The sequence below is a fragment of the Streptomyces sp. NPDC005402 genome, from assembly GCF_040606575.1.
Classification (GTDB): domain Bacteria; phylum Actinomycetota; class Actinomycetes; order Streptomycetales; family Streptomycetaceae; genus Streptomyces.
The window spans coordinates 144,548-159,202 of record NZ_JBEXFB010000014.1 but is presented as its reverse complement, the minus strand read 5'-3'; the positions used below and the strand labels follow the sequence as shown (position 1 = coordinate 159,202).

Here is a 14,655-nt window from a genome sequence, read left to right as displayed (position 1 = left end):
GTCCGAAACCCCCGGCCACCACCGGTCCGCGTACGGAACGGGCCGGGCCGGGCCAGGCCGGGCAACGCAAAACCCCGACCGCAACTACGGCCGGGGTCTGTTCAGAATCGGATATCGGTACTCACGAACCCGTGGGCACGGAGTCAGTCGCCTCCGTCCACAGATCCTGCTCGGCGCGATCCGCCTGGATCTGGCGGTACACGAGGAGCCCGCCGATGGCGGCCAGTGCGACCAGGAGCAGCTTCTTCACCGCGCTACCTCGTCTTTCCTTGACGTAGGGGACCTCTGGCGCCCGACTATACACACCGACCGATACCGATCGGTGACCTGCGTCCGGGCCCTCAACTCCCGTCGGGAATGGCCCAGTAGAAGCGGAACAGGGACCTCCGATCAGAGGGTGATCACACCTCCACGGACGGTCACTACAGCACCCATTGCACCACTTCTCCTATTTTTCGCCCTTTATGCACCCATCCGTGTGGTGTTCATCTGAAGATCGACGCGCCACAGGCTTGGGTCCGTGCTTTCGCGACGCTCATACACATCATGAGGAAAGTACGCAAATCGCCCGACCCGAAAGTGAGGGACCATGGCCCAGAACAAGGTCATGAAGCTGTGGACCGTCGTCATCACCGCCTTCCTCGCGCTGTTCACGGCGCTCGGACTGATCACGACGACCGCCGCCGCTGCCGTACCGCAGAGCCAGCCGGCCCGCAACAGCGCGACCGCACACCCGGAGCTTCCGGCGACGTCCCACGGACTCTGGTCCTACGTCAGGTCCCTGCCCCCCACGATGAAGCAGCGAATCCGGGCAGAGGCCCACGGCAAGACCCCCAGCTGCCGCCCCCGCTCTCTCGCCGACACGGACACGGCCGCGGACCCGGACCTGGAAGCGGGCACAGCCGAACCGGCTGGAGCGGACTGCACCTGACTCCACGGTCCCGCCCGAGAAACACCGCAGAAGCATCAAAGACGCCTCGAAGACGTACCGAAGACGCAGCAGCATCGCATTGAAGACGCACCAAAGACGCAGCGAAGAAGCGCTGAAGAAGTGACGACGTCGCATACAGCCCCGCACGGAAACACCCGCCGAATGCCGAAGACCCCCGACCGGAACCGGCTGAAGGTCTTCGTCTCCGGTGGAATCAAGAGGACGCACTCCGAAGGACACCGCACGCGATGGACGCGCCACCAGTGTTCACCGGCCCCCTGCACCCGCTCAGGGGCTCTCACTGACGCCCTTGTCCCAGGACACAGAACTCGTTGCCTTCCGGGTCGGCCATGACCACCTACGACTGGTCACCCCGGCCGATGTCGACCCGCTTGGCACCATGAGCCTCAAGGCGAGCCACCTCGGCGGCCTGGTCATCAGGCCTGAAGTCGAGATGCAGCCGACTTTTGACTTGCTTGCCCTCCTCGATCTTGCCCTCCTCGATCTCGCTCTCCTCGATCTCGCTCTCCTCGATCCTGACGAAGCCAGCCCTGGCAGGCGGTCCGGCTCCGGGCGGATCTCGAACTCCTCATCAGAGGGAGTGAGCCACAACCCAGCCAAGAGCCTCGGCTTGGCGAGAGGCCGACCGACACGGCGACACGGCACCGAAGACCGATGTCAGTCGTAGACGACGAAACCCCGGACGACGCCCCCCAGACATCGCCCCCCGGACGCCAAAAACCCCCAACCATGATCGGTTGGGGGTCTTCGTGCTGGTGGGGCTAACAGGATTTGAACCTGTGGCCTCATCCTTATCAGGGATGCGCTCTAACCAACTGAGCTATAGCCCCGCCGCGCTCTGCGGAGTGTGTCCCGCGCGCTGACTCCTGAAGATTAGCGCACGACGTGGGCAGTCCCAAAATCGGTTCCCCGAGGACCGCCTCCGCACGTTTGAGGCAGCGTTACTCGTCCTCGGCCAGCGTCAGCTCGACGCCGCCGACGAAGCCGGCGGAGAGGTTGTAGATGAACGCGCCGAGGGTCGCGAGCGCCGTCGCGAGGACGACGTCGATGACCGCGATGATCGACGTGAACATCAGGACGTTCGGCAGGGAGAGGAACGCCTGGAGGTCGAAGCCGTTCGACTCGTTCGAGCCGGTCGCCTCGGAGATCGTGCCGCCGACCGTCGAGAAGACGCCCATCGCGTCCATGACCATCCACAGCACGGCGGCCGCGACGATCGTGCAGATGCCGAGCGCGATGGAGAGCAGGAAGCTGACCTTCATGACGGACCACGGGTCGGCCTTGGCCACCCGCAGACGTGCCTTGCGGGTACGGGGCATGGTGCGCGCACCGGTGCGCGGGCGGCGTACCGCACCGGCCGGGCCGGCCTGGGTCGGGTAGGCCTGCGGCGGGTGGTACGGGCCGGCCTGCTGCTGCGGCTGCCGTTCCCCCGGCAGCGGAGAGGGTGAAGGCTGAGGCTGTACCGCGGGCTGGGGCTGCGGCTGGGCCGCCCCCTTCGGCGGCGCGGCGGGCGCCGTCGGCTGGGCCGGCGGCTGGGTGTCCGTCACAGGTCCCCCCTGGGATCCATGCGTCTCGGGCGAGCGCGACTGGGTCGCGGGCGGCTTGATCGCCTTGAGTTGAGTCGTGTGCGTATCTGTTGGGTGCGCGTCCGTCGCCCGCGCGTCTGTCGCACGCGCGGCAGAGCCACGGCCGCCGCCGTCCGCCTCCGTGCCGGGGGAGGACCCCCCAGAGGTTCCGGTCGATCCGGCGCCCGTGGCTCCGCTCACGATGACTCTCTCCTCGTGCTACTCGGCCGAGGGTGCCTCACCCTCGTCCGTGCCGATGGTCTCGGCGACACCCTCGGCGGTCTCGTCGTCGGCCACATCGCCTTCGACCTCCTCCGCCTCACGTCCTGCCTCGGCGTTACGTGCGATGCCGACCACGGCATCGCGCTTGCCCAGGTTGATCAGTTGGACGCCCATGGTGTCACGGCCCGTCTCCCTGACTCCGCTGACTCGCGTACGAATCACACCGCCGGACAGTGTGATGGCGAGGATCTCGTCGGTCTCCTCGACCACCAGCGCTCCGACGAGCGATCCACGGTCCTCCACGATCTTGGCGGCCTTGATGCCTAGGCCGCCGCGACCCTGGACGCGGTACTCGTCGACAGGGGTGCGCTTCGCGTACCCGCCGTCCGTAGCAGTGAACACGAACGTACCGGGTCGAACAACATTCATCGAGAGCAGCTCGTCGCCCTCGCGGAAGCTCATACCCTTGACACCCGAGGTGGCACGGCCCATGGGACGCAGGGTGTCGTCCGAGGCGGTGAACCTGATCGACTGGGCCTTCTTGCTGATCAGAAGCAGATCACTGTCGGCCGAGACGAGTTCGGCACCGATCAGTTCGTCGTCCGAACCGTCCTCGCGCTCACGCAGGTTGATGGCGATGACGCCACCGGAACGCGGAGAGTCGTAATCCTTCAGTGATGTCTTCTTGACCAGACCCGCCTTTGTGGCGAGCACCAGGTACGGCGCCGCGTCGTAGTCGCGGATCGCGAGGATCTCGGCGATCGCCTCGTCCGGCTGGAAGGCCAGCAGGTTGGCGACGTGCTGTCCGCGCGCGTCGCGCCCGGCGTCCGGCAGTTCGTACGCCTTGGCCCGGTAGACGCGGCCCTTGTTGGTGAAGAACAGCAGCCAATGGTGCGTGGTGGAGACGAAGAAGTGGTCGACGATGTCGTCTTCCTTGAGCTTCGTACCGCGTACGCCCTTGCCGCCGCGCTTCTGGGCGCGGTAGTCGACGGTCTTGGTGCGCTTGACGTAACCGCCGCGCGACACCGTGACGACGATGTCCTCCTCGGCGATGAGGTCCTCGATGGACATGTCACCGTCGTAGGGCACCAGCATGGTCTTGCGGTCGTCGCCGTACTTCTCGACGATCGCGGCGAGTTCGGCACTGACGATGCCGCGCTGACGGACCGGCGAGGCCAGGATCTCGTTGTACTCGGTGATCTTCGCCTGGAGTTCGTCGTGCTCCTGAACGATCTTCTGGCGCTCCAGGGCGGCCAGTCGCCGCAGCTGCATCTCGAGGATGGCGTTCGCCTGGATCTCGTCGATCTCCAGGAGCTCCATCAGGCCCGTGCGCGCGATGTCGACGGTGTCGCTGCGCCGGATCAGCGCGATGACCTCGTCGATGGCGTCCAGGGCCTTCAGCAGGCCGCGCAGGATGTGCGCCCGCTCCTCGGCCTTGCGCAGCCGGAACTTCGTACGCCGGACGATGACCTCGATCTGGTGCGCCACCCAGTGCCGGATGAACGCGTCGAGCGAGAGGGTGCGGGGGACACCGTCGACGAGCGCCAGCATGTTGGCGCCGAAGTTCGACTGCAGGTCCGTGTGCTTGTACAGGTTGTTCAGTACGACCTTGGCGACCGCGTCACGCTTCAGGACGATCACGAGCCGCTGACCCGTGCGCGACGACGTCTCGTCCCGGACGTCCGCGATGCCGCCGACCTTGCCGTCCTTCACCAGGTCGGCGATCTTCTGCGCGAGGTTGTCGGGGTTGGTCTGGTACGGCAGTTCCGTGACCACCAGGCACTGGCGGTTCTGGATCTCCTCGACCTCGACGACCGCGCGCATGGTGATCGAGCCGCGGCCGGTGCGGTACGCCTCCTCGATGCCCTTGCGGCCGACGACGAGGGCGCCGGTCGGGAAGTCGGGGCCCTTGATGCGCTCCATGAGGGCGTCCAGGAGCTCCTCGTGCGAGGCCTCCGGGTTCTCCAGGTACCACTGGGCGCCGGACGCGACCTCGCGCAGGTTGTGCGGCGGGATGTTGGTCGCCATGCCGACCGCGATACCGGCCGAGCCGTTGATCAGCAGGTTCGGGAAGCGGGCCGGCAGGACGGTCGGCTCCTGGGAGCGGCCGTCGTAGTTGTCCGTGAAGTCGACGGTCTCCTCGTCGATGTCACGGACCATCTCCATGGACAGCGGCGCCATCTTGCACTCGGTGTAGCGCATGGCCGCCGCCGGGTCGTTGCCCGGAGAGCCGAAGTTGCCGTTGGAGTCGACCAGCGGCATCCGCATCGACCACGGCTGGGCGAGGCGCACCAGGGCGTCGTAGATCGAGGAGTCGCCGTGGGGGTGGTAGTTGCCCATGACGTCGCCGACCACGCGCGCGCACTTGTAGAAGCCGCGCTCGGGGCGGTAGCCGCCGTCGTACATGGCGTACAGGACGCGGCGGTGGACGGGCTTGAGACCGTCCCGGACGTCCGGCAGCGCGCGGGACACGATGACGGACATCGCGTAGTCCAGGTACGAACGCTGCATCTCCGTCTCGAGCCCGACGGGCTCGACACGCTGGGCGATGACGCCGCCCTCTTCAGAGGTGACGGGCGTGTTCTCGTCGGCCATTGCGGGTGAAGATCCTTCCTGGTGCGGTCAGCTGAGACCGACTCAGATGTCGAGGAAGCGGACGTCCTTGGCATTGCGCTGGATGAACTGGCGACGGGCCTCGACGTCCTCGCCCATCAGGACGGAGAACAGGTCGTCGGCCTGGGCGGCGTCGTCGAGGGTGACCTGGCCCAGGACGCGGTGCTCCTGGTCCATGGTGGTCACGCGCAGCTCCTCGGCGTTCATCTCGCCGAGACCCTTGAAGCGCTGGATGGAGTCCTCGCGGATGCGCTTGCCGCGCTGACGGCCCATCTCGATCAGCGCGTCGCGCTCGCGGTCGGAGTAGGCGTACTCGAGGTCGTCCCGGCCCCACTTGATCTTGTACAGCGGGGGACGGGAGAGGTACACGTGCCCGGCCTCGACCAGCGGCCGCATGAAGCGGAACAGGAAGGTCAGCAGCAGGGTGGAGATGTGCTGGCCGTCGACGTCGGCGTCCGCCATCAGGATGATCTTGTGATAGCGCAGCTTCTCGATGTCGAAGTCCTCGTGGACCCCGGTGCCGAAGGCCGAGATCAGCGCCTGGATCTCCTGGTTCTGCAGGATCTTGTCGATCCGCGCCTTCTCGACGTTCAGGATCTTGCCGCGGATCGGGAGGATCGCCTGGTACTCGGGGTTGCGCCCGGACTTGGCGGAACCGCCGGCGGAGTCGCCCTCGACGATGAAGATCTCGCACTTGGTGGGATCGTTCGACTGGCAGTCGGAGAGCTTGCCCGGCAGGGACGCGGTCTCCAGGAGACCCTTGCGGCGGGTCAGGTCGCGGGCCTTGCGGGCCGCCACGCGCGCGGTGGCCGCCTGGATGGACTTGCGGATGATGTCCGCGGCCTCGACGGGGTTGCGGTCCAGCCAGTCGGTGAGGTGTTCGTAGACGACCTTCTGAACGAAGGTCTTCACCTCGGTGTTGCCCAGCTTGGTCTTGGTCTGGCCCTCGAACTGCGGCTCGCTCAGCTTCACCGAGATGATCGCGGTCAGACCCTCGCGGATGTCGTCACCCGTGAGGTTGTCGTCCTTCTCGCGGAGCAGCTTCTTGTCGCGCGCGTACTTGTTGATCAGCGAGGTCAGCGCCGCGCGGAAGCCCTCTTCGTGCGTGCCGCCCTCATGCGTGTGGATGATGTTGGCGAAGGAGTACACACCCTCGCTGTAACCGCCGTTCCACTGCATGGCGAGTTCGAGGGAGAGACTCTTGTCCTTGTCCTCGGCCTCGAGGTCGATCACGGTGGGGTGGACGACCTCTCCCTTGCGGGAGTTGAGGTACTTCACGAAGTCGACGATGCCGCCCTCGTAGTGGTACGAGACGGTCTTGACCTCGTGCTTCTCGTCCTCGCCCGCCTCGTCCGCGCCGGCGGTGGCCTTCGCCGACTCGCGCTCGTCGGTGAGGTTGATCCTGAGACCCTTGTTGAGGAACGCCATCTCCTGGAAGCGCCGCGAGAGCGTCTCGAAGGAGTACTCGGTGGTCTCGAAGATGTCCGGGTCGGCCCAGAAGGTGACCGTGGTGCCGTGCTCGTCGGTGGCCTCGTGCTGGGCCAGCGGGGCCGTCGGCACGCCCAGCTTGTAGTCCTGCGTCCAGCGGTAGCCGTCGGTCTTGATCTCGACGGCCACCTTGGTCGACAGGGCGTTCACGACGGAGACGCCCACGCCGTGCAGACCGCCGGAGACCGCGTAGCCGCCGCCGCCGAACTTGCCGCCCGCGTGCAGCACGGTGAGCACGACCTCGACGGCCGGCTTGCCCTCGGAGGGCACGATGCCGACCGGGATGCCGCGGCCGTTGTCGATGACCCGGACCCCGCCGTCGGGGAGGATCGTCACATCGATGGTGTCCGCGTGGCCCGCCAGTGCCTCGTCGACGGAGTTGTCGACGACCTCCTGCACCAGGTGGTGCAGGCCGCGCTCGCCGGTCGAGCCGATGTACATACCGGGTCGCTTGCGGACCGCGTCCAGACCCTCGAGGACGGTGATGGCGCTGGCGTCGTACGAGGCGGTTACCTCGCCGTTCGACGAGGTCGCCTCGGCGTCGGTGGACGGAATGTTCTCGTTGGGGTTGCCGGAATCGGCCACGAAGCGCCCTTTCTGGCACAGCACGAGCCGGGCTCGTCGGCGGGTTGCCGGAGCGGCTGCGGCATGTTGCGTTGGTAAGCCTTGATCAGCGTTGCTCAGCTTCTCCCGGGCGGTCCCCACGTTCGGGGCGGGATTGGCTTCCAGTCTACCGGTAGCGCCGACAGTGATGGGGGTTTGCCGGTACCTGAGTCCGCATGTGCCGCCCTCAACCGGCGTCTTCCAGGTCCCCATATACGGAGCGGGGCTCCAAGAGGCTCACGGAGGCACTCAGCGCTTCTGGCTGTCAACCCTTGGCTACTTGGGAGTCAGGTCGGAATTCGCAACCGCGTGCAGCGCTACGACAAAGGCGTCGGCGGCGCCCCGAAGGCACCGCCGACGCCCTTGATGTGATGTCTGTCACCCGTAGGTGTCACCGGGTCCGGTGCTGCCGGGGGCGCGCAGCGGACCGTAGCGACGAGCGGGCCCGGCAGGGCCGTTCACCTTGATCATGTTCACCGCGCCGTGCCCGAGATCCTCGTTGAGGCGGGCCACCAACTGCGGGGCGAGCAGCCGCAAGTTCGTCGCCCAGGCCGTCGAATCGCAGCGCACCACCAGAACCCGCTCGTCCTCGTCGTACGTCTCCGGCGCACAGTGCTTGGCCAGGTCCTCGCCCACGATCTGCGGCCAGCGCCCCATCACCCCGCCCACCGCGGCCGGCGTCTCCCAGCCGCGCTCGGTGATCAAGCGGTTGATGGCGGCGCCGAAAGCCATGGGGTCGCGTCCGTCGGCGCGCGCGCCGGAGCGCAGACCGCCTCCGCGCCGCGCCTGCCGCTTCTGCTGCGCCGCGTCCCCACGCGCGCGTGCCTGTTCCTTCGCGGCCCGAAGCGCCACGCGCGCGAGGTCGACGCCGGAGGGTTCGGCGGGCTTGGCGCTTTCGACGGGAGGCTGTTCGTCGGTCATGCGCGCTCCACCGTCCCCTCGGCCACGGCGTACCGCGTCCCCGCCAGCACGTGCGGCACGTCGTCGTCGACCGCAGCCGTCACCAGGACCTGCTCACCGGGCGCGACCAGCTCGGCCAGACGCTCACGGCGACGGGTGTCCAGCTCGGCGAACACGTCGTCGAGGATCAGCACGGGTTCGTTCCCCTCGGCCCTGAGCAGGTCGTACGACGCCAGACGCAGCGCCAGCGCGTACGACCAGGACTCGCCGTGCGAGGCGTATCCCTTGGCGGGCAGTTGACCGAGTTTGAGATTCACATCGTCCCGATGCGGCCCTACGAGGGTCACTCCCCGCTCGATCTCCTGCTTGCGCACCTCGGCGAGCGCCGCCATCAGCTGCTCGTGGAGATCCTCACGCGTGTGTGCCTCGCCCGGCGCGGACGGCTTGTACTCCAAGGCCACCGGACCGCCGCCGGGCGCCAGTTGCTCGTACGCCTTGTCGGCCAGCGGCTGGAGCGCGGCGATCAGGTCGAGCCGCTGGGCGAGCAACTCGGCACCCACGCGCGCCAGGTGCTGGTCCCATACGTCGAGGGTGGACAGGTCCATCGAGCGGCCGCCGTGCCTCCTCGCGAGAGCGGCCGACTTCAGCAGGGTGTTGCGCTGCTTGAGGACCCGCTCGTAGTCGGAGCGGACGCCGGCCATGCGCGGGGAGCGCGCGGTGATCAGCTCGTCCAGGAAGCGGCGCCGCTCGCCCGGGTCGCCCTTCACCAGCGCGAGATCCTCCGGCGCGAACAGCACCGTGCGTACGATCCCGAGCACATCACGCGGTCTGACCTGCGAGGACCTGTTGATGCGGGCACGGTTCGCCTTGCCCGGGTTCAGCTCCAGCTCGACCAGCTGCTGCCGCTCGCCCTGTCTGACCTGCGCCCGGACGATCGCACGGTCGGCGCCCATGCGGACCAAAGGGGCGTCGGAGGCGACCCGGTGGCTGCCGAGGGTGGCGAGGTAGCCGATCGCCTCGACCAGGTTCGTCTTGCCCTGCCCGTTGGGCCCCACGAACGCGGTGACGCCCGGGTCGAGCGGAACTTCGACCCGGGCGTACGAGCGGAAGTCGGCCAGCGACAGATGCGTGACGTGCATGGTCGGTCGCCGACCTCCCCCAGCTTGTGGACTGTGTGGCTTGTGGACTGTGTGAACAGCCCTGTGGATTACTTCGTCTCGACCGCGTGGCCGCCGAACTGGTTGCGCAGCGCCGCGATCATCTTCATCTGCGGCGAGTCGTCCTGGCGGGACGAGAACCGCGCGAACAGGGACGCGGTGATCGCCGGCAGCGGCACCGCGTGGTCGATGGCGGCCTCCACGGTCCACCGGCCCTCGCCGGAGTCCTGTGCGTAACCGCGCAGCTTCTGAAGGTGCTCGTCCTCGTCGAGAGCGTTGACCGCGAGGTCGAGGAGCCAGGAGCGGATGACCGTGCCCTCCTGCCAGGAGCGGAAGACCTCCCGGACGTCGGTCACGGAGTCGACCTTCTCCAGGAGCTCCCAGCCCTCGGCGTAGGCCTGCATCATCGCGTACTCGATGCCGTTGTGGACCATCTTCGCGAAGTGGCCCGCACCGACCTTGCCGGCGTGCACCGCGCCCGCGTCGCCCTCGGGCTTGAGGGCGTCGAAGACCGGCTGCACCTTGGCGACGTTCTCCGCGTCCCCGCCGTACATCAGCGCGTAGCCGTTCTCCAGGCCCCACACACCGCCGGAGACACCGCAGTCGACGAAGCCGATGCCCTTGGCGGCCAGTTCCCCGGCGTGCTTCTCGTCGTCCGTCCAGCGGGAGTTCCCGCCGTCCACCACGACGTCGCCGGGCTCCAGAAGCTCGGCCAGCTCGTCGATGGTCGCCTGGGTCGGCGCACCGGCCGGGACCATCACCCACACGACCCGCGGGCCCTGCAGCGCGTCCACAAGCTCCTTCAGGCTGTGGACATCTGCGAGGTCCGGGTTGCGGTCGTATCCGATCACGGTGTGGCCTGCGCGGCGTATCCGCTCGCGCATGTTGCCGCCCATCTTGCCGAGGCCGACGAGACCGAGCTCCATCAGTGGTTCCTTAGGTTGCTGTGGCGTGTGGGGCACCTTCGTACCCACGTACGAGCCTAAACCCGGACGCTCACGCACACCTGTGGGCATACGCGCTCAAACGTATGCCCTCACCTGGGGCTTTGACTCAGCCGCTGAGGCGCACCGGCATGATCAGGTACTTGTAGGCCTCGTCCGCCTCGGCGTCCAGGGCCGGCTTGCCGCTGAGCAGCGCGGGCTTGGTGGACGTCGTGAAGGAGAGCTGGGCCACCGGGGAGTCGATGGCGCTCAGCCCGTCCAGCAGGAAGGTCGGGTTGAAGGCGATCGAGACGTCGTCGCCCTCCAGCTGGGCGTCGACCCTTTCCACAGCCTGTGCGTCGTCGCTGGAACCCGCCTCCAGGATCAGCACCCCCTGCTCGAAGCTCAGCCGCACCGGGGTGTTGCGCTCGGCGACCAGGGCCACACGCTTGACGGCCTCCACGAAGGGGGCGGTCTCGATCACGGCCACGGAGTTGAACTCCGTCGGGAACAGCGAGCGGTACTTCGGCAGGTCGCCCTCGAGCAGACGCGTGGTCGTCCGGCGGCCCGCGCCCTCGAAACCGATCAGGCCCTCGCCCGCGCCCGAACCGGACAGCGCCAGGATGACGCTGTCGCCGCTCGTGAGGGCCTTGGCGGTGTCCAGGAGCGTCTTGGCGGGCACCAGGGCCACCGCGGACGCCTCGGGGTTCTCCGGCTTCCACAGGAACTCGCGGACCGCGAAGCGGTAGCGGTCGGTGGAGGCCAGCGTGACGGTGTCGCCCTCGATCTCGATGCGCACACCGGTCAGGACGGGGAGGGTGTCGTCACGGCCCGCGGCGATGGCCACCTGGGCGGCGGCGGAGGCGAAGACCTCACCGGGAACGGTGCCGGTGGCGCTCGGCATCTGCGGCAGCGCCGGGTACTCCTCCACAGGCAGGGTGTGGAGTGTGAACCGGGAGGAGCCGCAGACCACCGTCGCCCGTACACCGTCTGTGGAAATCTCCACGGGGCGGTTGGGCAGGGCGCGGCAGATGTCGGCGAGCAGGCGGCCGGAGACGAGGACCGTGCCCTCCTCCTCGACCTCGGCCTCCACGGAGACCCGTGCGGAGACCTCGTAGTCGAAGCTGGACAGGCTCAGCTGGCCTTCCTCGGCCTTCAGGAGAAGGCCGGCGAGGACAGGCGCCGGCGGACGGGCCGGGAGGCTGCGCGCCGCCCAGGCCACTGCCTCCGCGAGTACGTCGCGTTCCACCCGGATCTTCACTGTTGCCGCCTCCTGCTGTTGCCGGCGCTGCTCGGCCTGCCTGGCTTCGTCGTCTGTCTCGGTGTCGTCGGTCCCTGTGCCGGGAAGGACACCGGGGAACAGTCTGACGCACCCCACTGACAGTAGGTGCCTCTCGGGGTCAAGTCGTGACGAGGGGCAGCCGGGAGCCGGACAGCGAGTTGTGCACAGGCCCCACTTCGAAACGGATTCCCAGCTCTCTCTAGTTGGGAGTAGTAGTAGGGGCTGTGGATACCGTGGATAACCCCGTTTTCCCAGCTCAGAGCATGAATTTTGTCCACCGGCCCTGTGGGCGACGGCGGTGGACAACCGGGTCTAACTGTGGAGAACAAAAAGTTCTGCACACTCCGTGCACAGCCTGAGGCGACTTCTCCCCAGCGCCGTCCCCAGCTTTACCCGTCTTTCCCACAGCCCAACCCGGCACCTTCGTGTGACGCCTTTCACTCGACCCGGTGATCAGGCGCGTCGCGTTGCCGAACAGTGGACAGGCATGTGGAGAAGCCGGTGATCGCTGGGGACAACCGGCCCCAGCCTGTGGGTTGCCGGTGGACAACTCGGTGCACAGCCTGTGGATCTTTTCGCTGTCCACAGTCTGTGGAGATCGTTCGTCCACGAATCCACAGCCCCCTGACCTGGCCTGATGGCCTTTCGACAGGGAGCCTGTGGACCGCGATCTGGACAACTTCCCAGTCCCCAGGATGTGGACGGGAAAAAGTCACCGGATCTGTGGAGAGAGGCCGTAACCCCGCGGGGAATCGAACAGCCGGCTACGGCGGCGTGACCTGTGGAATGCCGAAGGGCGCCCTCGGGATCTCGTCCCCAGGGCGCCCCGCGGCGTCGAAACCGCCGTGACTCCGCCTCGGTCAGCCGTTCTTGATGCGGTTCGTCAGCTCGGTCACCTGGTTGTAGATGGAGCGTCGCTCGGCCATCAGATTGCGGATCTTGCGGTCCGCGTGCATCACGGTCGTGTGGTCGCGGCCGCCGAACAGCGCGCCGATCTTCGGCAGCGAGAGGTCCGTCAGTTCGCGGCACAGGTACATGGCGATCTGGCGGGCCGTGACGAGCGCCCGCCCGCGCGAGGTGCCGCACAGGTCCTCGACGGTCAGGCCGAAGTAGTCCGCCGTCGCGCTCATGATGGCCGTCGAGGTGATCTCGGGCGCCGAATCCTCTCCCCCCGGGATCAGGTCCTTCAGCACGATCTCCGTCAGGCCCAGGTCGACCGGCTGCCGGTTGAGCGAGGCGAAGGCCGTGACCCGGATCAGCGCGCCCTCCAGCTCGCGGATGTTGCGCGAGATGCGGGAGGCGATGAACTCCAGGACCTCCGGCGGTGCGTTGAGCTGCTCCTGGACCGCCTTCTTGCGCAGGATCGCGATCCGCGTCTCCAGTTCGGGCGGCTGGACGTCCGTGATCAGACCCCACTCGAAACGGTTCCGCAGGCGGTCCTCCAGCGTCACGAGCTGCTTGGGCGGCCGGTCGCTGGAGAGGACGATCTGCTTGTTCGCGTTGTGGAGCGTGTTGAAGGTGTGGAAGAACTCCTCCTGCGTCGACTCCTTGTCCGCGAGGAACTGGATGTCGTCGACGAGCAGGATGTCCATCTCGCGGTAGCGCTTGCGGAAGCTGTCGCCCTTGCCGTCGCGGATGGAGTTGATGAACTCGTTGGTGAACTCCTCCGAGCTCACGTACCGCACGCGCGTGCCGGGATACAGGCTGCGCGCGTAGTGCCCGATCGCGTGCAGCAGGTGGGTCTTGCCGAGGCCCGACTCCCCGTAGATGAACAGGGGGTTGTACGCCTTGGCCGGAGCTTCGGCGACCGCCACCGCGGCCGCGTGGGCGAAGCGGTTGGACGCGCCGATGACGAACGTGTCGAAGAGGTACTTCGGGTTCAGCCGCGCGGTGGGCTCACCAGGGCCCGTCGCCGGCGCGGGCTGCGCGGCCAGCGGGCCGGGGGCGCCGGTGGTGGGCAGGTTGGAGCCGACCGGGCCGCCGCGGTGCACCCGCCCGGAGCCGGACGGCGGATCGTTCAGCTCCCGGCGGCCGTCGCGCTGGTCGTAGTCGGACCGGGGCTGGTCGTAGTCGGGACGCGGCTTGTCGTAGTCCGGCCGCTGGTCGTAGTCGCGGCGGGGACTGTCGTAGGACGGGCGCTCCAACGACTGCGGGCGGTAGTCCTGCGACGGGGGGCCGTACGAATCCTGCGGGTACGGCTCCTGCGGATAGGGCTCCTGTGACGGCGACGCGTACGGGTCGCGCTCCGGGAAGCCGAGCCGCTGCTGCTGCCAGCTGTATTCGTCCTGCGTCGGCCGCGGCCAGGCGCCGGGTTCGGGGCGCTGGTACTCCGAGGGGTAGGCGGGGCGTGCGGTCGGGAGCTGGTCCGGGCGGGGCGCGTGGTCGCCCTGGTGTCCGGGGCGCTGTTCGCCGCGGCCCGGGCGGGAGTCGTCGGCGCGGTGACGGCCGTAGCCCTCGTACTGGTTGTCGTACTGGCCGGAGGGCAGCTCCGGCTCCTCGTAGCGCGGCTGGGGCCGGGGGGCCGGAGGCGCGGGCGGTGCCGGGGGCTCGCCCGCGGAGTCGTCGACGGTGATCGCGATGCGGATCGGGCGGCCGCACTCGCGGCTCAGGGTCTCGCTGACGGCCGGGGCCAGTCGGCCCTCCAGTACGCCTTTCGCAAATTCGTTCGGTACGGCGAGCAGGGCGGTGTCGGCGACCAGCGCGAGCGGCTGGCAGCGCCGGATCCAGTGCTCGTCCTTCGCCTCCACACCCTGGACGCGGCCCTCACCGAGAAGCTGCTCGAGTACGCGTGGCCACACTGCGGCAAGATCGGCAGGTACGTCAGCCACAGGGCACGCTCTCTCACGGGTCCCACGAACGTGTGGTTGTGGGACGAGTCGGGATTCAAATGGGATGGAGCCGAAACAGAGGGGTCAAAGGAACGAAGCGGAGTTCAGCCACGGTAGTCAGG

Annotated in this window: 10 protein-coding genes, 1 tRNA gene and 1 pseudogene; 1 reads left to right on the top strand and 11 read right to left on the bottom strand. The window is 67.9% G+C overall.

The window, feature by feature from the left end:
* Positions 1–121 precede the first annotated feature (121 nt).
* Positions 122–250, bottom strand: a complete 129-nt coding sequence (locus ABZT02_RS26680; RefSeq protein WP_003999697.1) for a DLW-39 family protein — start codon at positions 248–250, stop codon at positions 122–124.
* Between the two features lie 339 nt (positions 251–589).
* Here ABZT02_RS26680 and ABZT02_RS26675 point away from each other — a divergent pair, with 339 nt between their 5' ends.
* Positions 590–931 (top strand): DUF6344 domain-containing protein, encoded by a 342-nt coding sequence (locus tag ABZT02_RS26675; RefSeq protein ID WP_356021507.1) that lies wholly within the window; start codon positions 590–592, stop codon positions 929–931.
* A gap of 358 nt (positions 932–1,289) precedes the next feature.
* Here the strand turns inward: ABZT02_RS26675 and ABZT02_RS26670 are convergent.
* The 10 genes and pseudogenes from ABZT02_RS26670 to dnaA all read right to left on the bottom strand — a co-directional run bounded on the left by ABZT02_RS26670 (position 1,290) and on the right by dnaA (position 14,533).
* A pseudogene (locus ABZT02_RS26670) lies at positions 1,290–1,613 on the bottom strand (VOC family protein).
* A gap of 92 nt (positions 1,614–1,705) precedes the next feature.
* Positions 1,706–1,782 (bottom strand) — tRNA-Ile (locus ABZT02_RS26665).
* Between the two features lie 111 nt (positions 1,783–1,893).
* The gene (locus ABZT02_RS26660; RefSeq protein ID WP_356021504.1) at positions 1,894–2,718 is read right to left on the bottom strand and encodes a DUF3566 domain-containing protein; all 825 of its coding nucleotides are present in this window, start codon (positions 2,716–2,718) and stop codon (positions 1,894–1,896) included.
* A gap of 18 nt (positions 2,719–2,736) precedes the next feature.
* Positions 2,737–5,334 carry a DNA gyrase subunit A gene (gene gyrA / locus ABZT02_RS26655; RefSeq protein ID WP_356021502.1) on the bottom strand — a complete coding sequence of 866 codons (2,598 nt, stop codon included), beginning with the start codon at positions 5,332–5,334 and terminating at the stop codon, positions 2,737–2,739.
* Positions 5,335–5,376: 42 nt separating this feature from the next.
* Positions 5,377–7,425: a DNA topoisomerase (ATP-hydrolyzing) subunit B gene (gene gyrB / locus ABZT02_RS26650; protein WP_356021500.1), complete on the bottom strand. Its 2,049-nt coding sequence runs from the start codon at positions 7,423–7,425 to the stop codon at positions 5,377–5,379.
* A 396-nt stretch (positions 7,426–7,821) separates the two neighbouring features.
* Positions 7,822–8,364 (bottom strand): DciA family protein, encoded by a 543-nt coding sequence (locus ABZT02_RS26645; protein ID WP_356021498.1) that lies wholly within the window; start codon positions 8,362–8,364, stop codon positions 7,822–7,824.
* Positions 8,361–9,482, bottom strand: coding sequence for a DNA replication/repair protein RecF (gene recF, locus ABZT02_RS26640; protein ID WP_356021496.1), 1,122 nt, complete (start codon positions 9,480–9,482; stop codon positions 8,361–8,363). The genes ABZT02_RS26645 and recF overlap by 4 nt, the downstream gene beginning before the upstream one ends.
* Positions 9,483–9,550: 68 nt before the next feature.
* Positions 9,551–10,426: a phosphogluconate dehydrogenase (NAD(+)-dependent, decarboxylating) gene (gene gnd / locus ABZT02_RS26635; RefSeq protein ID WP_356021494.1), complete on the bottom strand. Its 876-nt coding sequence runs from the start codon at positions 10,424–10,426 to the stop codon at positions 9,551–9,553.
* A gap of 127 nt (positions 10,427–10,553) precedes the next feature.
* Positions 10,554–11,684 carry a DNA polymerase III subunit beta gene (gene dnaN, locus ABZT02_RS26630; protein ID WP_020119489.1) on the bottom strand — a complete coding sequence of 377 codons (1,131 nt, stop codon included), beginning with the start codon at positions 11,682–11,684 and terminating at the stop codon, positions 10,554–10,556.
* Between the two features lie 881 nt (positions 11,685–12,565).
* On the bottom strand, positions 12,566–14,533 hold the full coding sequence (dnaA, locus tag ABZT02_RS26625) for a chromosomal replication initiator protein DnaA (RefSeq protein WP_356021492.1): 1,968 nt from the start codon (positions 14,531–14,533) through the stop codon (positions 12,566–12,568).
* Positions 14,534–14,655 lie beyond the last annotated feature (122 nt).